This is a genomic window from Dietzia sp. IN118 (assembly GCF_032905965.1).
Classification (GTDB): domain Bacteria; phylum Actinomycetota; class Actinomycetes; order Mycobacteriales; family Mycobacteriaceae; genus Dietzia; species Dietzia kunjamensis.
The window spans coordinates 912,008-933,732 of the sequence record NZ_JAUMSR010000001.1 but is presented as its reverse complement, the minus strand read 5'-3'; the positions used below and the strand labels follow the sequence as shown (position 1 = coordinate 933,732).

The 21,725-nt window shown below is 70.3% G+C and carries 18 protein-coding genes; 7 read left to right on the top strand and 11 right to left on the bottom strand.

Annotated elements, in window-relative coordinates:
- Positions 1-5: 5 nt before the first annotated feature.
- Both Q2K20_RS04600 and Q2K20_RS04595 read right to left on the bottom strand, forming a co-directional pair.
- Entirely contained in the window at positions 6-2,504 is a 2,499-nt protein-coding gene (locus Q2K20_RS04600; RefSeq protein ID WP_069388778.1) for a UvrD-helicase domain-containing protein, read from the bottom strand.
- A gap of 39 nt (positions 2,505-2,543) precedes the next feature.
- On the bottom strand, positions 2,544-3,980 hold the full coding sequence (locus Q2K20_RS04595; RefSeq protein ID WP_119192004.1) for an alanine/glycine:cation symporter family protein: 1,437 nt from the start codon (positions 3,978-3,980) through the stop codon (positions 2,544-2,546).
- Between the two features lie 46 nt (positions 3,981-4,026).
- Between Q2K20_RS04595 and Q2K20_RS04590 the strand changes: the two genes are divergently transcribed.
- Entirely contained in the window at positions 4,027-4,308 is a 282-nt protein-coding gene (locus Q2K20_RS04590) for a chorismate mutase (protein WP_069388780.1), read from the top strand.
- A 24-nt stretch (positions 4,309-4,332) separates the two neighbouring features.
- On the opposite strand, the gene Q2K20_RS04585 is transcribed toward Q2K20_RS04590, so the two are convergent.
- Positions 4,333-5,004 carry a DUF5701 family protein gene (locus Q2K20_RS04585; RefSeq protein ID WP_317176696.1) on the bottom strand — a complete coding sequence of 224 codons (672 nt, stop codon included), beginning with the start codon at positions 5,002-5,004 and terminating at the stop codon, positions 4,333-4,335.
- A gap of 51 nt (positions 5,005-5,055) precedes the next feature.
- Here Q2K20_RS04585 and pgi point away from each other — a divergent pair, with 51 nt between their 5' ends.
- From pgi to Q2K20_RS04570, 3 genes are all read left to right on the top strand, one after another.
- On the top strand, positions 5,056-6,714 hold the full coding sequence (gene pgi, locus Q2K20_RS04580; protein WP_317176695.1) for a glucose-6-phosphate isomerase: 1,659 nt from the start codon (positions 5,056-5,058) through the stop codon (positions 6,712-6,714).
- 46 nt (positions 6,715-6,760) lie between these two features.
- On the top strand, positions 6,761-7,357 hold the full coding sequence (locus tag Q2K20_RS04575) for a dihydrofolate reductase family protein (RefSeq protein ID WP_235027780.1): 597 nt from the start codon (positions 6,761-6,763) through the stop codon (positions 7,355-7,357).
- 129 nt (positions 7,358-7,486) lie between these two features.
- Entirely contained in the window at positions 7,487-9,349 is a 1,863-nt protein-coding gene (locus tag Q2K20_RS04570) for an HNH endonuclease signature motif containing protein (protein WP_317176694.1), read from the top strand.
- Positions 9,350-9,417: 68 nt separating this feature from the next.
- Here Q2K20_RS04570 and Q2K20_RS04565 read toward each other — a convergent pair whose 3' ends face one another.
- From Q2K20_RS04565 to Q2K20_RS04550, 4 genes are all read right to left on the bottom strand, one after another.
- Entirely contained in the window at positions 9,418-10,173 is a 756-nt protein-coding gene (locus Q2K20_RS04565) for an SDR family oxidoreductase (RefSeq protein WP_069389274.1), read from the bottom strand.
- Entirely contained in the window at positions 10,170-11,045 is an 876-nt protein-coding gene (locus tag Q2K20_RS04560) for a DNA-formamidopyrimidine glycosylase family protein (protein ID WP_069389275.1), read from the bottom strand. Before Q2K20_RS04560 ends, Q2K20_RS04565 begins: the two co-directional genes overlap by 4 nt.
- 3 nt (positions 11,046-11,048) lie before the next feature.
- Positions 11,049-11,960, bottom strand: a complete 912-nt coding sequence (locus Q2K20_RS04555) for a cation diffusion facilitator family transporter (RefSeq protein ID WP_069389276.1) — start codon at positions 11,958-11,960, stop codon at positions 11,049-11,051.
- Positions 11,961-12,038: 78 nt separating this feature from the next.
- On the bottom strand, positions 12,039-16,805 hold the full coding sequence (locus tag Q2K20_RS04550) for an ATP-dependent helicase (protein WP_301162552.1): 4,767 nt from the start codon (positions 16,803-16,805) through the stop codon (positions 12,039-12,041).
- Between the two features lie 66 nt (positions 16,806-16,871).
- On the opposite strand from Q2K20_RS04550, the gene Q2K20_RS04545 reads away from it, so the two are divergent.
- The 3 genes from Q2K20_RS04545 to Q2K20_RS04535 are packed head-to-tail and all read left to right on the top strand — an operon-like array spanning position 16,872 to position 18,983.
- Entirely contained in the window at positions 16,872-17,621 is a 750-nt protein-coding gene (locus Q2K20_RS04545; RefSeq protein WP_007631142.1) for a 3'(2'),5'-bisphosphate nucleotidase CysQ, read from the top strand.
- A gap of 28 nt (positions 17,622-17,649) precedes the next feature.
- Positions 17,650-18,450, top strand: coding sequence for a thymidylate synthase (locus tag Q2K20_RS04540; RefSeq protein ID WP_095717555.1), 801 nt, complete (start codon positions 17,650-17,652; stop codon positions 18,448-18,450).
- A 17-nt stretch (positions 18,451-18,467) separates the two neighbouring features.
- On the top strand, positions 18,468-18,983 hold the full coding sequence (locus Q2K20_RS04535; protein ID WP_007631135.1) for a dihydrofolate reductase: 516 nt from the start codon (positions 18,468-18,470) through the stop codon (positions 18,981-18,983).
- Here Q2K20_RS04535 and Q2K20_RS04530 read toward each other — a convergent pair.
- The 4 genes from Q2K20_RS04530 to Q2K20_RS04515 form a co-directional block, all read right to left on the bottom strand.
- Entirely contained in the window at positions 18,980-19,618 is a 639-nt protein-coding gene (locus Q2K20_RS04530) for a DUF1707 domain-containing protein (protein ID WP_007631134.1), read from the bottom strand. The genes Q2K20_RS04535 and Q2K20_RS04530 overlap by 4 nt on opposite strands.
- A gap of 13 nt (positions 19,619-19,631) precedes the next feature.
- Positions 19,632-20,018, bottom strand: coding sequence for a DUF302 domain-containing protein (locus tag Q2K20_RS04525; protein ID WP_007631133.1), 387 nt, complete (start codon positions 20,016-20,018; stop codon positions 19,632-19,634).
- An 88-nt stretch (positions 20,019-20,106) separates the two neighbouring features.
- Positions 20,107-20,433 (bottom strand): metal-sensitive transcriptional regulator, encoded by a 327-nt coding sequence (locus Q2K20_RS04520; RefSeq protein ID WP_235027768.1) that lies wholly within the window; start codon positions 20,431-20,433, stop codon positions 20,107-20,109.
- A gap of 143 nt (positions 20,434-20,576) precedes the next feature.
- Positions 20,577-21,698: an NDMA-dependent alcohol dehydrogenase gene (locus tag Q2K20_RS04515; RefSeq protein ID WP_007631130.1), complete on the bottom strand. Its 1,122-nt coding sequence runs from the start codon at positions 21,696-21,698 to the stop codon at positions 20,577-20,579.
- Positions 21,699-21,725: the final 27 nt, after the last annotated feature.

Genomic DNA, 21,725 nt, shown 5'->3' with positions numbered 1-21,725 from the left:
CTGCTCTAGAGCTTCTGCATGGGGACGCCCCCGATGAGCATCAGCCGGACCTTGCCCGACGCACCGAAGTCGATCGTCGCAGTGGCCCGCGGCCCACTGCCGTCGCAGGACAGCACCTTGCCGAGTCCGTACTTGTCATGGGTGACCCGGTCCCCCGGCGCCAGCTCGAGGGCGGGGGCGGACGCCTTCGCGCGGGGGATCCCGGACGACCGTCCACTCGCGGACCCGGCTCCACCTGAGCCGTACCCGCCCGAACCGTACCCGCCCGAACCGCCTCCGAAGCGGCGGCGCGGGACATACGAGTCGTCATCCCCGACACCGCCCCCACCGGCCGGCTCCTCGCGCTGCCATTCGATCGCCTCGGTGGGGATCTCCTCCAGGAACCGCGACCCGGGATTGGTCATGGGTTGCCCCCAGGACGAGCGCATCATCGCGCGGGTCAGGTATAGGCGCTTGCGGGCGCGCGTGATCCCCACGTAGGCGAGCCTGCGCTCCTCGGACAGCTCCGCCGGGTCCCCCAGCGCCCGCATGTGCGGGAAGAGTCCGTCCTCCATGCCGATGAGGAACACCACCGGGAACTCCAGCCCCTTGGCGGTGTGCAGGGTCATCAGAGTGACCTGCCCCTGATCCTCGTCCGGGATCTGGTCGGCGTCGGCGACCAACGAGACCCGTTCGAGGAACGCCGCCAGCGACCCGGGCTCCGCCAAACCCTCGTCGAGGTCGGCATCCGTCTGGTCGGGCACCGCGCCCGCGGCCTCCCCGGCGTCCTCGATCCCGAAGCCCTGCTCCCGCGCGGAGCGCTGCAGTGCGGCCTCCGAGGAGAACTCCCGGCCCACGCCGACGAGCTCGTTGAGGTTGTCCAACCGGGCGGCGTCCTGCGGATCGTTGGACGCCTCCAGCTCGGCGCGGTAGCCGGTGCTCTCCAGCACGGCCTCCACCAGTGCCCCGACATCGGGCGCCGAGTCCTCCCCGGCGGCGTGACCGCTGCCGTCCAGCCGCCCCCGCAGGTCGTCGAGCATCTGCACGAACCCGGCGATCGCCTTGACGGACCTCGTCGGCAGCAGCGCCACCTTTCCCTCGGCCGCGTCCCGCAACGCGCGGCCGAACCCGATCCCCCGCTGCTCGGCGTGGACCACTACGCACGCCTCGGCACGATCCCCGATCCCTCGTCGGGGGGTGTTGAGGATCCGGCGCAGCGCCACGGTGTCGTCCGGGTTACCCAGCACCTTGAGGTAGGCGACGATGTCGCGCACCTCCTTGCGCTCGTAGAACCGGGTGCCGCCCACGACCTTGTAGGGCAGGCCCAGTCGGACGAACACGTCCTCGACCACGCGGGAGGAGTTGTTGGTCCGGTAGAACACGGCCATGTCGGAGTAGGAGGCCTCACCCGAGTCGACCAACCTGTCGATCTCCCCGGCGATGAACCTCGCCTCGTCGTGCTCGTTGTCCGCCACGTAGCCGACCAACAGCTCACCCGCGCCCTCGGAAGTCCACAGGTTCTTCTCCCGGCGGCCCGGGTTGCGCGAGATCACGGCGTTGGCGGCCGTGAGGATGGTCTGCGTGGAACGGTAGTTCTGCTCCAACAGGATGGAACGTGCATCGGGGTAGTCGTGCTCGAAGTCCTCGATGTTCCTGATCGTGGCCCCGCGGAACGCGTAGATCGACTGGTCGGCGTCACCGACAACGCAGAGTTCGGCCGGGGGGACGCCCACCTCGTCGTCGTCGTTCCCGGCCGCCCCGCCGACGAGCGTGCGCACCAGGACGTACTGGGCGTGGTTGGTGTCCTGGTACTCGTCCACCATGACGTGACGGAACCGCCGCCGGTAGTACGCCGAGACCTCGGGGTGGGCACGCAGCAGCGCGACCGTCTCCCCGATCAGATCGTCGAAATCGAAGGCGTTGGCCGCCTGCAACCTCGACTGGTACTCCGTGTAGACGGCCGCGACGGTCTGCCCGGTGCGGTCGGAGTCCTCCATCGCCCGGTCCATCGCCTCGGACGGCTCGCGCAACTCGTTCTTGTGGTTGGAGATGGCCGTGGCCAGCATCCGGGGGGTGAACTTCTTGACCTCGAGCTGCTGCTCCTTGGCGATCATCCCCAGCAGCCGCCGGGAGTCGTCCGAGTCGTAGATCGTGAAGTTCGAGTTCCGCGTCCCGAGCAGCGCGGACTGGGCGCGAAGGATCCGCACACAGATCGAGTGGAACGTCGCCACCCACATCCGCTCGGCGTGCGGGCCGACCAGTGTGGCGACCCTCTCGCGCATCTCGGCGGCGGCCTTGTTGGTGAACGTGATGGCCAGGATCTGCCCCGGGTGCGCGCCACCCTCGGCCAGCAGGTACGCGATCCGCCGCGTGAGCACGCTGGTCTTGCCCGAGCCCGCGCCGGCCACGATCAACAACGGGCCGCCGCGGTGTGTGACCGCGGCGGCCTGCTGTGGGTTGAGCCCGTCCAGGAGGGGCGAGTGGGGCGTGGTCGGTCGGGCGGAAGCGTGTGCGGTGTCGGTCATCGTGGGTCCAATCTACCCACTCGGTCCGACACCCCGGGATCAGCGCTGACCGGCCCCCGTGAACTCCTTCACCTGGGACGCCGTGGCGGTCAGGCCCGGGTCGTTGTCCAGGTAGTGGCGCGTCTCGCGGACGATGAGGCCGGAGAGGACCAGGAGGCCGATGAGGTTGGGGATGGCCATGAGGCCGTTCATGACGTCGGCGAAATTCCACACCACCTCGAGCTCGGTGACCGCCCCCACGAACACCACGCAGGTGAACACCATGCGGTACGGGATGACGCCGCGCGCGCCCACGAGCCGTTCCATGCAGCGCTCGCCGTAGTACGACCAGCCGAGGATGGTGGAGAATGCGAAGAACGCGATGGACACCGCCACCAGCTTGTCGCCCTCGGGGATCGCGGAGCCGAAGGCGTCTGCGGTCATCGTCCCGGCGCTGTCGCTGCCCTCCTGCCACACACCCGTGGTCACCAGCACCAGACCGGTGAACGTCACGACGATGATGGTGTCGATGAACGTCTGGGTCATCGACACCAGGCCCTGCCGGGCGGGGTGCGTGGTCTTGGCGGCCGCCGCCGCGATGGCGGCGGATCCCATGCCGGACTCGTTGGAGAAGATGCCGCGGGCGACACCCATCTGGATGGCGTAGAGGATCGCCGAGCCGACGAAGCCGCCGACCGCCGAGGTGCCGGTGAACGCGTCCGAGAAGATCTGGCCGAACGCCGACGGGATCTGGCCGGCGTTGACCACGAGCACGACGGTCCCGCCGACGAGGTAGAGCACGATCATCAGCGGCACGAACCCGGCGGTGACGCGGCCGATCGCTTTGATACCGCCGAGGAGGACCGCACCGGTGAGGACGAACATCACGATGCCGGTGGTGACGTGCGGGACGCCGAACGAGTTGTCCAGCTGGGTGGCCACCGCGTTGCCCTGCGTCATGTTGCCGATGCCGAAGCTGGCCAGCACGGCGAACACCGCGAACACGACGGAGAGGACGAGACCGATCCTGCCGCCGGTGCGCCCGAAGAGTTCCGCGAACCCCCGGTGCAGGTAGTACTGCGGGCCGCCGGACTGCTCGCCGCGGGCGTCGGTGACGCGGAAGCGCACACCGAGGAACGCCTCGGAGTACTTGGACGCCATGCCGACGAGCGCGGTGATCCACATCCAGAAGAGGGCACCCGGTCCGCCCAGCGCGATGGCCGTGGCGACACCGACGATGTTGCCCACGCCGACGGTCGCGGCCAGGGCGGTGGTCAACGCCTGGTACTGCGAGATGTCACCCTCGCCGCCGTCGTCCTTCCGTTTCAGCAGCCCCAGCCTGAGGGCGGGGACCAGCTTGCGGAACTGCAGCATCCGCAGCCGGATCGTCAGGAACAGGCCGGTGCCCAGCAGCAGCGGGATGAGGACGAACGGTCCCCAGATCACCGATCCGATGTCGGCGAGAAACGTGTTGATATCTTCCACGGGCGGAAACATTAGACGGTCATTCGTCCGGTTCGGGGCGCAGTGGGATAATTCGGTCATGAGCATCGATCCCGCCGGCACCGACGACCCGCTGTCAGAGTCCGAAATCCAGGAACTGCGATTGGAGATCGACCGCCTGGACGCCGAGATCCTCGATGCGATCGTCCGCCGCAGCGAGATCTCCAAGCGCATCGGCCGCACCCGCATGAAGTCGGGCGGCACGAAGCTCGTCCACACCCGGGAGCTCAAGGTCTACGAGCGGTTCTCCTCGCTCGGCGAGGAAGGGCAGACCCTCGCCGGCATGCTGCTGCGTCTCGGCCGGGGCCGCCTGGGCTACTAGCTGTACTGACAACCAGGGCCCCGGCTACTCTTCCGGCCCGACCCTGCCCGCCGTGGACGCGAAGCCCAGCCAGGTGTGGTGGTTGTTCGCCCAGCACCATCCCACCTTGGGCGCGCCCTTGTTCTGCTTGCCGTCGCGGCCCGTACCGCCACTGATCCACAGTGCGGGCGTCCGCGAGTCCAGCCCGCCGCCCTTCTTGGGTTTGCGTGAGCCGATGCACATGAAGCACTTCCCGGGCTCCAGTAGGTCGGGGCGCTGAAGCAGCCAGCTGATCCCCTCGGAAACGGTGAGCGGGGTACGACCCCGGACGCCCATCTCGGTGTGGGCGTCGGTGGGCGTCCAGTCCAGCATGTCGTCGTCGCGTGTCACGTCCCCCACCAGGTATAACGGGGCGTCCGGGACGTGGACGTCGTCGGTGGGCACGAACTCGGCCAGGTCGGTCATGTCGACGACGACGAAGCCCGCCTTACCGTGGCGGCGCATGAGGGTGGCCAGTCGCGCGGTGGGCACCAGGGACGGGTGGACGGCCAGCACGGACCCGCCACCGCCTTCGCTGTCGCCGGGTCCGGCAGGCAGGGCGCGGGCGTGGGCCCGCAGTTGGTCGGCCGTGATTCCGGCGAGCTCGGGCACCCCGAGCTCGATGAGTCGCTCGGCCTGGCGGGCGATGGGGACGTCGGGAGGAACTCCGGGGGTCACATCGCCGGAACGGCCCGCGGCCCGCCGTTATTCCCGGTTAGCCTCGAAGCCATGACCGACATCAGCACGACGAAGCAGTGGGCAGCGGTGGAGAACCTGGTTCCGTCGATCGGCGAGGTGTCTCTGCGGGAGCTGTTCGACGCCGACCCGGACCGCGGCCGCCGGATGTCGGTCACCGCGGGCGATCTGCACGTGGACCTGTCCAAACATCTGGTCACCGACGAGATCCTGTCCGCCCTGCTCGAACTCGCCCACGCCGCCCGGCTGCCGGCGCAGCGGGCCGCGATGTTCCGGGGCGACCGCATCAACACGACCGAGGATCGCGCGGTTCTCCACACTGCGCTCCGTCTTCCGCCCGATGCCGAACTCGTCGTCGACGACCGGAACGTGGTGGCCGACGTCCACGCGGTACTCACACGCATGGCCGACTTCTCCGACCGCGTCCGCTCCGGCGAGTGGACCGGACACACGGGCGAGCGGATCGACACGGTGCTCAACATCGGCATCGGGGGCTCCGACCTTGGCCCGGTGATGGTCGACAGCGCCCTGCGGCAGTTCCGGACGGCCGGCATCAGCGCCAGGTACGTCTCCAACGTCGACCCCGCCGACCTCTCGGCCACCCTCGCGGAGATCAACCCGGCAACGACCTTGGTGGTGGTCGCCTCCAAGACGTTCACCACCCAGGAGACCATGGCCAACGCGCACGCGGCGCGCCGGCACTTCGTGGAGGCCCTCGGCTCCGAGGACGCGATCGCCTCGCACTTCGTCGCCGTCTCCACCGCCGCCGAGAAGGTCGCCGACTTCGGCATCGCGGCGGACAACATGTTCGAGTTCTGGGACTGGGTCGGTGGACGATATTCCGTCTCCTCCGCCATCGGGCTGTCGGTGATGATCACGGTGGGGCCACCGGCGTTCATCGAACTGCTCGAGGGCTTCCACACGATGGATGAGCACTTCGCCACCGAGGCGCCCGAGCACAACGCACCGGTCCTCATGGCGCTGCTGGGGATCTGGTACACGTGCTTCCTCGGGTCGCAGTCCAAGGCCGTGATCCCCTACACCCAGGACCTCCGACGGTTCCCGGCCTACCTGCAGCAGCTGACCATGGAGTCGCTCGGCAAGTCGGTCCGGCTCGACGGCTCCGATGTCACCTACCCCACCGGCGAGGTCTACTGGGGCGAGCCCGGCACCAACGGCCAGCACGCGTTCTTCCAGCTCCTCCACCAGGGCACCCAGCTGGTTCCCGTCGATTTCATCGGGATCGCCCGCCCGGGCACGGACCTGGACGCCCACCCCACCGATGGGTCGGACGCGGTGTCCATGCACGACCTGCTCATGGCCAACCTGTTCGCGCAGTCGCGGGTCCTGGCGTTCGGCAAGACCGAGGAGGAGGTCCTCGCCGACGGCGTCGACCCGACTCTCGCGCCCCACAAGGTCATGCCCGGGAACCGGCCGTCCACCACGATCCTCGCGCCGTCGCTCTCGCCGGGTGTCCTCGGCCAGCTCATCGCACTGTACGAACACATCGTGTTCACCCAGGCCGCGATCCTCGGCATCAACGCGTTCGACCAGTGGGGCGTCGAGCTGGGCAAGGCCCAGGCCGGCGAGTTGCTGGGCGCGCTCACCGCCGACACCCACCCGGGCCCCACCTTCGATTCCTCCACGGACTCCCTGGTCGAGATCTACCGCGAGGCACGCGGCCGGCGCTGAGTACGGGCCCTCTCCCCCTCGCGCGGCGCGCGCCACCGTGCGATTCATGAGCATGGCCACGATCTACTGCACCGCGACGAGCCTCGACGGGTACATCGCCGACGACGACGAAAGCCTCACCTGGCTTTTCACCACTCCCGGAGGCGCCGCGCCGGGGTCGACTGCCGGGGCCGATGACGAGTCGGCGCCCGAGCTCCACTTCGACCGGTTCTTCGCCGGCGTCGGCTCGATCGTCTGCGGTGCGAACACCTTCGAGTGGGTCCGCCGGGATCTCACCAAGGACGGCCAACCGTTCGTCTGGCCGTACTCACAGCCCACCTGGGTCGTCACCCACCGGGACCTCGACCCCGTCGACGGCGTGGAGTTCTTCGCCGGCGATCTCGCCGACCTGCACCCCCGCCTCGTCGAGGCCGCGGCGGGGCGGGACGTCTGGGTGGTCGGTGGAGGCGACCTCGCCGGCCAGTTCGCCGATCTCGGCCTGCTCGACCGGGTGTGGATCCACCAGTGCGCGGTGGTCCTCGGCTCCGGCCGCCCCCTGCTCCCCCGTCGGCTCCGCCTCCACCGTCGTCAACTCGACACCGACGGGCAGTTCACCGCCATGCTCTTCGACGTCGTCGGCCCGGAACCGCGCGATTCGGCCTAGCTGCTCGACCCCCGGCGCGTCTCCTGTGCTCCTCCGGTGCGTCGGGGGAAAACCCTTGCGTACTCGAATGTGTGTGCGTACTGTAGAACACAGATTCGATACCAACCAGACGGGCAGGGGGTGGGGCACATGGGCGGTAACGCAGACGCCGCGACCGGTGGCCCGTCCCCATCCCCGTCCGGTGGCCCCTCCTCGTCCGGTGGCCCGTCCCCGTCCGGTGGCGGCTCCGGTTCCGCGGCGCCCGTGTCGCTGTCGGGGCTGCGGGCGGCGGCGCGGGAGGGGTGGATGGGCGAGAATCGTGCGGCGGCGCGCCGGTTCGTGGCCTGTTACGAGTTGTTTGTCGAATGCCAGCGCCGGGAGGAGTCCGGTGCGGGCGGCGGTGAGTGTCGGCCCGGTCATGCCGTGCTCGATCCGATCGATGTCGCGGCCGGGTACGTGGTGTCGGCGATGGCGATCTCGACGGGCCGGGCCGAACGGATGATCACCTTCGCCCTCGATCTGCACCTGCGGTATCCGGCGATCCTGTCCGCGATGGCGCAGGGGCGGCTGGATCTGCAGGCCGCGAATATCCTGGCCTCGCAGATGGCCACCGTCCACGTCGATGTGCTCGAGGCGGTGCAGCGGCAGGTCGTCGAGGAGTATCTCGCCGCGATCGAGGGCGGGGTGCGCCTTGGTGAGAAAGCCATCCGCGGCAACGTCGATGCGATCATCGCCCGCTACGACGCGAACGGGATCCGCTTGCGCCGTCAGGAAGCGGCCCGCACCCGCGGGGTGCGGTTCCATAAGGGCGTCGATGGCATGTCCAGTGTCTCGGCGATCCTGGCCACCGAGGAAGCAGCCGTCCTGGCCGAGGCCCTCGACCAGCGCGTGAAAGACCACAAGTACGCCGACGCCCAAGCCGCCGCCAACACCCAAGCCGAGACCGACACCGCGGGCGCTGGGACTGGCGGCGCGACCACTGGCCACGGCACTGGCGCTGATGAGGTCGAGGACTACTCGATCGCCGAGCGTCGCGCCGACGCCCTGATGTCCCTGGTGTGCGGCGATCCCGGCCTAGCCGGCACCCCGGCCCGCCCCGGCCGGCCCGGCGCGCCGGGTGCCGGGGTGGCGTTGCGGCCGAAGGTCACCGTCATCGCCACCGGCAACACCGCCCGCGACGCCGGCGGCGCCCGAGTGGAGTTCACCCGCACCGGCCAGGCCGCCCTGCAGGCCCTGCTCGACATGCTCGCCACCAGCGACGGAGCCACCTTCGAACCCATCGACCCGCGCATCGGGGCCGCCGATGACGCCCGCACCGCCCTGAAATACCGGCCCGGTGCCCAGTTGGCCCGCCGGATCCGGCTGCGCGATGGCACCTGTCGCCACCCCGGCTGTGCGATCCCGGCCGAGGCCTGTGATCTGGATCATGTGGTGCCGTTCGATCACGCCGACCCCCAGCGGGGCGGGCACACCATCGAGGGCAACCTCGCCGCAATGTGCCGGCGCCATCACCGGTTCAAGACCTTCTCCGACTGGATCTACGACCTGCAGCCCGACGGCACCCTGCTGGTGCGCACCCCGGACGGTTCGACCATGCTCACCCGACCCTCCGGCCCACTGGCCGAGTACCGGCGTGAACAGGCCCGCGCCGAGACCGAGGCGTGGACCCGGCAGCAACGCCGCAGCCCCGGGCCCACCGGTGACGAGAAGGCCGACGCGGAGCCGACGTTCTGGTCGCGCCGCGCGGCCCGCCACCGCACCGAACGCCGCAAGGCCGAAAGCGCCCGCACCTTTGACCCCACCCCACCCGCGCCCGGCACGGGCGCCTCCAGCTCCACCACCGCCGCGGCCACCGGCACCACGCCCGAGAAAGCCACCCCCGCCAGCGCCACCCCTGAGAGCGCCAGCCGCTGGTGGGCCCGCAACAAGCCCCACCACAGCGACATCGAAAAAGGCATCCGCGCCCTACTCCACGAACGCCTCGACGAACTCATCGACCCGCCACCCTTCTGACACCACGAGGGCCGCGCCGGGCATGACGGCGCGGCCCTCGTCGGCGCCCGGGTGGGGCCACCAGTGGGTCAGACGAAGCGGCGGCTGATCTTCTCGGGCAGGAGCGTGAGCAGCGGCCCGATCGCCTTCCACGGCTTGGCGGGAACCAGCGCGCGGGTGGGCTCGGCGTCGATCGTCTTGACCAGCGCGTCGACGCCCTCGTCGAACTCGGTCATCAACGCGGTCTTCACCGACCGGTTGATGTCCGTGCGGATATACCCCGGGAGAATGTCCGTCACCTTGATCCGGCTGCCCGCACTGTCCAGCTCGGCGTAGAGACCCTGCGCCAGGGCCGAGACGAACGCCTTGGTCGCGCCGTAGGTGTTCTGCGCCTTCGGCATGCCGCGCAACGAACTCACCGACGAGATGAACACCAGGTGCCCCTCACCCCGGGTGAAGAGCCGCTCCATCGCCGCCTCGGCCTGGTTCAGCGTCCCCACCACGTTCACCATGGCGGTCTCCCGGTTGGCGTGTGCCTTCCCCGTGCCGATCGAGGCGCCCTTGCCCAGCCCGGCGTTGAGTACGAACCGGTCGATGCCGCCGAGCTCGGCGTCCAGCTCGCCGAACACCCGCTCCACCGCGTCACCGTCAGCCACATCGAGCTCGCGGACCGCCACCGTGATCGAGGGATTCGCCGCCAGCAGTTCGGCTCGGAGCTCCTCCAGGCGGTCCAGGCGCCGCGCGCACAGCGCGAGGTTCTTCTCCTGCGCGGCCCAGCGGCGGGCCATTCCCTCCCCGAGGCCAGAGCTGGCACCGGTGATCAGAATCGTTTTGCGGTCGGTCACGAGTTCTCCTCCGTTGGCGATGCGCCCAGTGTGGCACGACGCGGCTGGCAGGACGGGCAACGGTAGGCGATGCGATCCAGGGAGTCGCTCGGTTCGTCCGGGTCCGCGAGTCCTCCGAGACGGAACGTCTCCACCTCGGTCCCGCACCGGCGGCACGGCTTGCCGTCGCGGCCGTACACCCACAGCTCGCGCCCGCGCCGGGTGTCGCCGGTCGTCACCCGGACTGTGCGGTCGGCGTTGGCCACCAGCATCCGCCGCGCCAGTGTGACCATCGCACGGAGGTCCGGCACGACCTCGACCGGATCCCGCGGGTCCACCCCGCGCAGGAAACACAGCTCCGCCCGGTAGACGGTCCCGATCCCGGCCAGATTGCGCTGGTCGAGCAACGCCTCGCCGATCGTACGAGTGGGTCGCTCGCTGATCCTCCGCACGACCTCGTCTGTGCTCGTCACCGGGTCCCAATCCGCGCTGAGGAGATCGGGCCCGAGGTGGCTGACGGCGCGGTCGGCCTCGGCGGGGGTCAGTGCGCGGAGCAGTCCGAGTTCCGTGCCCACCACCTCGACGTCACCGGCACGCAGGAGCAGCCGGACGGTGTGCGCGGGGAACCGCCACCGGTCCCCCGCACGCAGGACGTGGATGCGGCCCTCCATCTTGAGGTGGATGTGGAGGGTGACGGGGTCACGGCCCTCATCGTCGGGGCCGACGACGACGAAGAGGTGCTTCCCCCGGGACCGGGCCGTCACCACCGACCTGCCCGCGAGATCGACGGCGGCGAATCTCGGTACACGGAGCTCGCTCCTGTCCAGGGTGCGGCCGGCGAGGGCCTCGCGGACCCGCGCCGCAGCCCGGTGCACCGAATCACCCTCGGGCACGGTTCACCACCCCAGTTCGCGGCAACCGACGACCCCGGCGGTCTCGATCTGCACCGTCACGTGCTCGATCCCGTGCTCCTCCAGGAGGACGCGCCGAGCCTCGCCGAGCACCTCTGAGTGATCTGCGACCGAGTCGACCACCAGGTGCACGGTACCCACGTCCATTCCCGAGGTCAGTGTCCACAGGTGCAGGTCATGGACCTCCTCGACGTCACGCAGGGCTCCGAGCTGGGCCTCCACCTCCACCGGATCGACTCCGACGGGTGCGTGCTGGGCGAGGACCGCGACCACCTGCCGTCCGAGCACCACCGCGCGGACCACGATGAACACGGCGATCGCCACCGCGACCATCAGGTCCCACACCGTCGACCCGGTCGCCCGCATGAGCAGCGCCGCCACGATCACACCGACGGACCCTGCCGCATCGGCGAGCACCTCGAGGTACGCGCCACGCACTGCCAGACTCTCGTCGGACCCGCTGCGCAACAACAGCAGGGAGATGACGTTGATGACGAGTCCCAGCGCGCCGACGACGAGCATCGTCCCGGTGGCGACGGAGGCGTCGGAGCCGAGCCGACCGACGGCCTCGATCAGGACGTATACGCCCATGCCGAGCATGATGAGCACCGCCAGGCCGGAGGCGAATATCTCCACGCGGTAGTGGCCGAACGTCCGGCGGCCTGATGCGTCGGGCCGGGTGGCGACCACCGTGGCCAGGAGGGCCGCGCCGAGTGCCACCACGTCCGCGCCCATGTGGCCGGCGTCGGAGAGGAGGGCGAGGGAGCCGGAGACCAGGCCGGCGACCAGTTCGACCCCGAAGAACGCCGCCGTCAGGGCGAACGCACCCCCGAGGCGCGCCCGGTATCGCCCACCGGCGTGGCCGGAGGGACGACCATGGGAATGGCCCGCACCCATTCGACAACACCCCTTCCAACACATGCACTAATGCGCATACTCTAACTATTCGCCGCGGCCGACTCAAGATGTGGATGTTCAGCGGCGGATCCGCAGCCCCTTGGGAGTGATGCCGAAGCCGGCGGCCTCGAACGCCGCGGCATGGGACGAGGTGTGGACGGGCTCGCCACCGAGGGTGGTGACGGTGAGCGCGCCGACCGCGCCGGACTTCACGGTTCCGGCGAGCGCCGTCGCAGCGGCCGGGACGGCACCGGCGCGGTCGTCGAGGACCAGGACGGTTCGCCCGCCGCGTTCGACGAACAGCACACACACTCCGTCGACCAGCACCACCAGAGCTCCCGCCTTGCGACCGGGGCGGTGTCCGGACCCGTTCCCCGTCCCCTCGCCGCCCATGTCCCCGTCGCTGCGGGTGCGTGCGGCGGGCCAGGGCAGGGCGGCCCCGTAGGGGTTGGCGGGGTCGGTCGCGGCGAGGACCCGAACGGCGGGCTCGTCCGCACCGGATGGCCAGTGGGCGTCGTCGGCGGTGTCGTCGAAGGTCCGCAGCCGATCGATGGTGTTGCCGGCGGCGAACTGGGCGGCACCGAGGCCGTCGACGAAATACCCGCGCCGACAGCGGCCCGAGTCCTCCATCTGCGCCAGTACCTTGTACACGGCCGCGAACCCGCCGGGGATCTCCTCGGCCTCCACCGCGCCCCGCGTGACCACACCATGACGCAGTAGCAGAGTCTCGGCCCAGGCGTGGGCCCGCAGCGTCGCGTCGGTGACCGGCTCCGGCACCAGCGACCAGCGGCCGGCGAGCAGGGGCGGCGTCCTCGTACCCGCGGCGACGGAGTCGTTCAGTTGGGCCATGGTCGTCCTGCCCAGCCGGGCACGGCGCGGTCGAGCGGAGGACCTGGGCGAACGATGCGCGGTCCCCGACCCCGAGGATCCGCCGCCGGCCAGCACCGCGCGCAGCGGCGCGAAGGTGTCATTGGTGACCGCTCCGTCCCACACCAGATCCCACAGTGCGTCACGGACCGCGGCCTCGGTGATGGTGAGCACGGGGTCTGTAGTCGCAGGGTCTGTGTTCGCAGGGTCTGTAGGTGCAGGGTCTGTAGGCGCGGGGGCGGCCGCGTCTTTCACCTTGGCGACGATGTCGCGGAAGAACAGGGCGCCGCCGCGCAGGGACTCGACGACGGCGAGGTGGACCGGCCCCTCCGGCTTCGGTCGATCGAGGGGCAGGGTCGCACCGGCCGAATCGGCTGGGTGCAGGGAGACCCAGCCGTCGCGTGAGCCCGCCCGACCACGCCCGCTCCAGATGACCTCTCCCCCGGCCAGGAGTTCGTCGAGCATCGTCGGTGAGTAGTCCCGCACCCGGGGTGCCAGGATCAGCGGTTCGAGAGCGGAGGCGGGCACCGCGAGTCCGTCGAGCTGCTCGACCACGGCGAGCACCCCGTCCACGCCTGACTCGGCGCCGGGCCCTGTGCCCGCACCCGCTCCGGTGCCGAGGCTCTGCCAGCCGGGCAGGAAGCGGCCCAGCGCGGAGTGCGAGACCGGTTCGATCTGCGATCGCAGTGCGGCCAGCGAGCGGCGGCGGATGTGCCGCAGGACCTCGGCGTCGCACCACTCGGGGCCCGTCGCGCCCGGACGGAACTCGCCGGCCAGCAGCGCCCCGGAAGACGTGAGTCGATCGAGAACGCCCCGGGCGACGGCCACCCCGAGCCCGAAACGCTCGGCGACCGCGTCGACGGTGAACGGGCCGTGGGTGCGCGCATAGCGCCGGATGAGCTCACCGAGCGGGTCGGTGACATCGCCGAGGAACGCCGACGGCACCCCGGGCGGCGGCGGGACACCCAGTCCATCGCGGAGCCTGGACACGTCTTCGACGCCGGCCCACCACGTCCGGCCGGAATGCTCGACGGTGACCACGCGCCACGCCTCGGCCAGGGAGGCGAGCCAGGCGGGAGCGGCGTCGGGGTCGGTGGACCGGGCCGCGACCTCCTCGGCCGTGAGCGGGCCCAGCAGGCGCAGGAGATCGACCACGGCCTCGGCGTCGCGGGCCGCGCGGTCGGGCTCCAGGTGCTGCAGCCGCCGCTCGATCGAGTCCAGGACCTCGATGTCGAGCAGCTCGCGCAACTCGACGCGACCGAGGAGCTGCCCGAGCAGCGACGGGTCGATCGCGAGCGCCGCCGCCCGCTTCTCCGCCAACGGCGAGTCGCCCTCGTAGAGGAACGCCCCGACGTAGTCGAACAGCAGCGACTGCGCGAACGGCGAGGCACTGGGTGTGTCCACCTCGACGATCCGCACGGTGCGCGACTCGATCTCGGTCAGGATCCGCTCGAGCGCCGGGACGTCGTAGACGTCCTGCAGACACTCGCGCACCGCCTCGAGGATCATCGGGAAGTCCGGGTAGCGGCGCGCGACGTCGAGCAGCTGCGCCGACTTCTGCCGCTGCTGCCACAACGGCGCCCGCCGGCCGGGGTCGAGCCGGGGGAACAGCAGGGCGCGCGCGGAACACTCACGGAAGCGGGAGGCGAACAGTGCGGACCCGCCCACGTGCCGGGTGACCAGGTCCACCGCCTCCTCGGCCCCGATGGCGAACGTCTCGGCTCCCGGGCGTGCGCCCACCTCGCCGTCGTCGCCCATGTCCGGTACCCGGAGGATGATGCCGTCGTCGGACACCACCGGCACCGCGTCGAATCCGTGCGCGGCGGCGAGCCGGGCGCGCACGGCCTCCGCCCACGGCCAGTGCACCCGCGCCCCGAACGGCGAGTGGAGAACCACCCGCCAGTCGCCGACCTCGTCGCGGAAACGCTCCACGACGAGCGTGGTGTCGCTGGGTACATGACCGGTGGCCTCGCGCTGTTCGGACAGGAAGCGCCGGAGATTGGTGGCGGCGTTGGCATCGAGGCCGGCGGCGTCCAGCCGGGCGGTGGCCTCCGCGTCCGTGCCGCCCGCGACCTCCCGCAGGAAGCCGCCCAGCGCGCGGCCGAGCTCGGCGGGCCGACCCTGGTCGTCACCGAGCCAGAACGGCAGCCGACCGGTGCCGCCGGGCGCGGGGGTGACCAGCACCCGGTCATGGGTGATCTCCTCGACGCGCCAGCTCGAGGCCCCGAGCGCGAACACGTCACCGACGCGGGACTCGTAGACCATCTCCTCGTCCAGCTCCCCGACACGGGTGGCCTTCTCCCCCACCATGAACACGCCAAACAGCCCGCGGTCCGGGATCGTGCCGCCCGAGGTGACGGCCAGCCGCTGGGCGCCGGGGCGGCCGGTGAGCGTCCCCGCGTCGCGGTCCCAGACCAACCGCGGCCGCAATTCCGCGAAGTCCGCCGACGGGTACTTACCGGCGAGCATGTCGAGCGTGGCCTCGAACGCCGACCGCGGCAGCCCCTGGTACGGGGCCGTGCGCCGGACGGCCGAGAACCACTCCTCCACGTCGATCGGCTCCAGCGCACACGCCGCCACCGTCTGCTGGGCCAGGACGTCGAGGGGGTTGGCGACAACCGACAACTCCTCGATCGCACCGGCGAGCATCCGCTCCACGGTCACCGCGCTGTGGACCAGGTCCGCACGGTGCTTGGGGAACACCACCGCCCGGGAGACCTCACCGACCTGGTGACCGGCACGGCCGACGCGCTGCAGCCCCGACGCCACCGACGGCGGCGACTCGACCTGCACCACCAGGTCCACCGACCCCATGTCGATGCCCAACTCGAGGGACGAGGTGGCCACCACCGCCCGGAGCCGGCCCGACTTCAACGCGTCCTCGATGAGCGCCCGGCGCTCCTTGGACACCGACCCGTGGTGCGCCATCGCCAACTCCGGCGGTGCGCCCCGCGTGACCTCCGAGGGCACCATCACCTGCGCTGGCGGCCGGGCCGGGGGCTCGGGCAGCGACCCGGGGTCGGTGTCCTCGGCGTAGATCTCGTTGAGGCGGGCGGTGAGCCGTTCGGCCAGGCGACGGGAGTTGACGAAGACGATCGTCGAGCGGTGCGCGGTGACCAGGTCCACCACCTGCCGCTCGACGTGCGGCCAGATCGACCCCTGCCCCGGCGTGCCCGCTGGTGCGGACACATCCGGGGCGGCCGAGGACAGGTCGGTCATGTCCTCCACCGGGACCCGGACGGACAGCTCGAAGCTCTTGTCCGACCGCGGTGCCACCACGGTGACCGGGCGCTCACCCGCCAGGAAGCGGGCCACCTCGGAGTGCGGCCGGACCGTCGCCGACAACCCCACCCGCTGCGCGGGCGCGTCGAGCAGCTCGTCCAGACGCTCGAGGCTCAGCGCGAGGTGCGCGCCGCGCTTGCTGCCGGCGACCGCGTGGATCTCGTCGATGATGACCGTGTCCACGTCCGTCAGGGTCTCGCGGGCGGCCGAGGTCAGCAGCAGGAACAATGACTCGGGCGTGGTGACCAGGATGTGCGGTGGCCTGGCCCGCTGGCGGCGTCGCTCGTCCGGCGGGGTGTCACCGGTCCGGATCCCCACGGTCACCTCCGGCGTCTCCGTGCCCAGCGCCGCGGCCTCCCGGGCGATCCCCGCCAGCGGAGCCCGGAGGTTACGCTCGACGTCCACGGCCAGCGCCTTGAGGGGGGAGATGTAGAGGACACGGGTGCCGGGGCCGGACGCGCGGGCACTCCCGGCCGCACTGCCCGGGTCGGGTTCGGCCGGGCCCAGGAGCAGTCCGTCGAGCGCGGCGAGGAACGCCGACAGCGTCTTGCCCGAGCCCGTCGGTGCGACGACCAGGGTGTGGGCGCCCCCGGCGAGGGCCGCCCACGCACCGGACTGCGCGGCGGTGGGCGCGCCGAACGCACCACGGAACCAGGAGGCGGTGGCCGGGTGGAACCGGTCCAGGGCGACGGACATGAACACATGATGTCGTACGGCTACGACACACGCCGAGACACGGACGTGGCTCCGTAGAGTGTGCCCATGCGCGATCTCGACGACCACGACCTGGCTTCCCACCTCGCCACCGGCATCGGGGACATCGTCCGGGGCACCCGCGCGGGCGGCCTGCTGCACGGACGTTCGCTCGCGCGTGTGGCGAACGACGTCGCCGAGGACTGGACCGGCGAGGTACTCGCCGTGCACCGACCGGACGACGGGATCCTCTCGGAGGGGGTCGCCGACGATCGCAGCCGCCTCGCCAAGTCACGGGTGTGGATCATCGACGTGATCGACGGCACCAAGGAGTTCTCCACCGGCCGGTCGGACTGGTCGGTCCACGTCGCGCTCGTCGTCGACGGCCGGCCCACCGTCGCCGCCGTCGGACTCCCCGACGCGGGCCGGGTGTTCCGGTCGGACCAGGTCGATCACGTCGACGGCCCGAGTTCGGGGGCCATGGTGATCAGTCGCAACAACCCGCCCGCCGGGATCCACGGGGCCGCCGACGAGCTCGGGCTGCACGTGCGGCCAATGGGGTCGGCCGGCGCCAAGATGCTCTCCGTCCTGCTCGGCGACGCCGACGTCTACCTTCACGCCGGCGGACAGAACGAATGGGACCAGGCGGCGCCCGTCGGCGTGGCGCTCGCCGCCGGTCTGCACGCCTCCCGGATCGACGGGTCGCCTCTCGAGTTCAACAAGTCCGACACGTACTCCCCGGACATCCTCGTGTGCCGCCCCGATCTCACCGAGAAGGTGCTCGCCGTGACGGCGGGGCACCCGGTCTGGACCGCGTGACCGGACCGCCTGAGTAGACTTGAGCGCCATGACCGTCCCCACCCCGTACGAGGACCTGCTGCGGTTGGTCCTGGAGCAGGGCGCCCCCAAGGCGGACCGCACCGGCACGGGCACGCGGAGCCTGTTCGGCCACCAGCTGCGCTACGACCTGGCGCAGGGGTTTCCGCTGATCACCACCAAGCGCGTGCACTTCAAGTCCGTGGCGTACGAGCTGCTGTGGTTCCTGCGTGGCGACTCCAACGTCGGGTGGTTGCGCGAGAACGGTGTGACGATCTGGGACGAGTGGGCGGACGCCGACGGTGAGCTGGGGCCCGTCTACGGGGTGCAGTGGCGCTCGTGGCCGACCCCCGACGGTGCCCACATCGACCAGATCGCCGCGGCGGTGGAGCTACTGAGGGCCGACCCGGACTCGCGGCGCAACATCGTCTCCGCGTGGAACGTCAGCGAGTTGTCGGAGATGGCCCTGCCGCCCTGCCACCTGCTGTTCCAGTTCTACGTGGCCGACGGCAAGCTCAGCTGTCAGCTGTACCAGCGCAGCGCCGACCTCTTCCTGGGCGTGCCGTTCAACATCGCCTCCTATTCCCTGCTCACCCACATGATTGCGCAGCAGGTGGGTCTCGAAGTGGGTGAGTTCATCTGGACCGGCGGCGACTGTCACATCTACGACAACCACGTCGAGCAGGTCCGCACACAGCTCTCGCGGGAGCCGTACCCCTACCCCGAGCTGCGGCTGAACCGCGCCCCGTCGATCTTCGACTACACCTTCGAGGATTTCGAGGTCGTCGGCTACGAGCACCACCCGGGCATCAAGGCCCCGGTCGCGGTCTGATCCGGCGGACGACTGCGGTGACCGTGCGGATGGTGTGGGCGCAGGCCCGCGGCGGGGTGATCGGTGACGGCCGAGACATGCCGTGGCACATCCCCGAGGACCTCGCGTTCTTCAAGCAGGCCACCGTCGGGCGTCCCGTGGTGATGGGCCGCGCGACGTGGGACTCGATCCCGGAGCGGTTCCGCCCCCTGCCCGGCCGTCGCAACGTCGTGTGCACGCGGGACGCCGACTGGTCGGCCGACGGCGCCGAACGCGCCGGGTCCGTGGAGCGCGCCCTGGAACTCGCAGGCCCGGAGGCCGCGGTGATGGGCGGCGGCCAGATCTACGCCGCGGCGCTGTCCGCCGCGGACGAGTGTCTGGTGACCGAGATCGACGCCGAGGCGCCGGGCGTTGTGCTGGCGCCCGAACTGGACGACGCCTGGGAACTGGTCGAGGTCGGCGAATGGATCACCGACCCACGGAGTCGGGTCGAGGGGTACGACGACGAGGTGCGGCACCGGCACACCGTGTGGCGTCGCCGGAGAATCTCCTAGAACCACTTCCAGGTCTTGGGGATCTTCTCCCCCGCGGCGAGGATCTTGATCTTCGCGCCCGCCATGAACCCGTTGATCTCGATGTCCAGGTGGGGACCGCCGTAGACGTCGTAGCGCCCCTCGTCGATCCTCAGCTCGCTCATGGTCCGGTTGCCGGTGATCGACACCGAGACCCCGGGCGGGAGAAGGATCTTGGCGTTGGCGCCCCACAGATCCAGTTGGAGGTGGGTGCGCGGGCGGTCGACGACGGCCTCTCGGGCGTCGAGGTAGATCTCACCCAGCCACGACGTCAGTCGGTAGTCGTCCGGCAGCATCCAGCGGCCCTCGCGCTTGAGGGTGTCGAAGACGGAGGTCCTCTTCTGGCTCTCGTCCACGGTGATCGCGCTGCCGGGACGGGTGGCCGGCGGCGCGGAATGCACCGGGCCGACCGGCGCCGGTCGGGCGTGCTGTGCCGGGCCGGGCCGGTCGGCGGGGAGACCGCTCAGCGCCACCTCGAGTTCCGCGGGGCAGGTCGCGGCCCAGATCTTGGCCGCTCGGTCCGAGAACTCGGCGAGCGACAACTCACCTCGCCCCACCATCGCCTCGAGGCGCCGCTGGGCCAGGGTCCGTGGGTCGTTGTCCTGCTCCGGGTTCATGCCCCCAGGTTACTCAGCGCGTGAGGTCCTTCATCATCGAGCGCATGTCGGTGGTCAGTTCGTCGGCGAGGTCCTGCAGGCCACCGGAGATGACCTGCGAGAGGAGATCCGGGTTCTGGGCCTCGATCACGCAGCCGCCGCCGGACTCGCGGATCACCACATTGCACGGGATCATCAGGGCGACGTCCTTGCTCACGTCGAACGCCTTCCCCGCGAACCCGGGATTGCAGGCGCCGAGGATGAGGACACGCTCGATGTCTTTGTCGATCTTGTTCTTCAGGGTGGCCGTGAGGTCGATCTCGTGGAGGATCCCGAACCCGCGGTCGGCGAGCGCAGCACGGGTCGCCTCCACCGCCTCGTCGAACTCCATCTCGGTGAACGTGCCGATTCCGATGTCCATGTCGACTACCTCCGGTGTCGTCGGTGCTGGTCTTGTCGGTTCTGGTCTCCGGTGTCGTCCCCCAGCCTGCCACGGCGCCGGGCGGTGGTCAGGCGAGCGAGAGGAACAGCTTCTCGAGCTCGGGCAGGTCCACCCCGTCCGCGCCGGGTTCGCCGTCGCGGGTGATGCACTCCTGGATGTTCTCGCTGATGATCTTGAACCCCGCACGGTCCAGCGCCTTGGACACCGCCGCGAGTTGGGTGACGATCTCCTTGCACGAGCGTTCCTGCTCGACCATGTCGATCACCGCGTTGAGCTGGCCGCGCGCGCGGCGCAACCTGTTGAGGACCTGCTGCCTGGGCTCGGACACAGCTTTTGCGGACACTGCTTTGTCGGACACTGCTTTGTCGGACACTGCCCGCTCGGTTTCTGACATCGTCGTGCCTCTCGTGGGTCACTGATGGTCTCGGACGGTGAAGGTGGACTGACGCGAGACCCCCGTAGGTCCACCGGATGACTCCAGTGTACCCGCGGGGGTATATTTCCGCGAGTGCCGGTTACTGTCGGCCCAGCTGACGGTCAGTCGTCGTGGACGATGATCCCGCGGACCATGCCCTCGCCGCCGCGCTCCATGATCTCGTAGCCCTCGTTGACCTGGTCGAGGGTGAAGCGGTGCGTGATGAGCTCGTCCAGCTTGAGCTGCTTCTCGTCCCACAGACGCAGGATGTTGGGGATGTCGTGGAAGGCGTTGGCGGAGCCGAAGAGCGAGCCCTTGATGACCTTCTCGTACTGCGAGACGAACAGGCCGGGCAGGGAGATCGACTGGTTGTCGAGGCCGCCCATCGAGGTGAGCACGACGACGCCGCGCTTACCGACCATGTCGGTCGCGTCGGCGGTGACCTTCGCGTCGGCCACGCCGATGGTGATGATGGCCTTCTCCGCCATCGTGCCCCAGGTCAGGCCCGGCAGCTCGGCCTTGGCCTCGTCGACGTCCGTGTAGACGTGGGTGGCGCCGAACTCCTTGGCCTTGGCCAGCTTCGACTCGTCGGTGTCGATGGCGAGGATGAACCGGGCGCCCGCGTGCTTGGCGCCCTGGATGGCGTTGATGCCGATGCCACCGATGCCGAACACTACGACGGTGTCGCCGGCCCGGACGTCGGCGGAGTAGACGGCGGAACCCCAGCCGGTGGTGACGCCACAACCCACCAGGGCCGCGACCTCGAAGGGTATCCAGTCCTGGACCTTGACCACCGAGTTCATGTTGGCCACGGTGTACTGCGAGAACGTACCCAGGGTGCACATGGCACCGGCGGTCTCGCCGTTGTCCAGTGCGAACGGGTAGCGGCCGTCGGCCATCTCACCGATGGTGCCGTTGAGGCCACCGTCGCAGAGGTTGGTCATCCCGCGCGCGCAGGCCGAACACTTGCCACAGGCAGGGATGAACGACCCCACCACGTGGTCGCCGGGCTGAACGTGGGTGACGCCGTCACCGACCGCCTCGACGACGCCCGCACCCTCGTGACCGCCGACGATCGGCAGGCGACCCGGCAGGTCGCCGCTGGTGATGTGCAGGTCCGAGTGGCAGAGGCCGGCGACCTTCCACTTGACGAGCACCTCGCCGAAGTTGGGTCCGTCGAGCTCGGCCTCGACGATCTCGAACGGCTTGCCGAGCTCTCGGACGATGGCGGCCTTGGTCTTCATTGAACTCCCTCCGGGCGCGACGGGGCG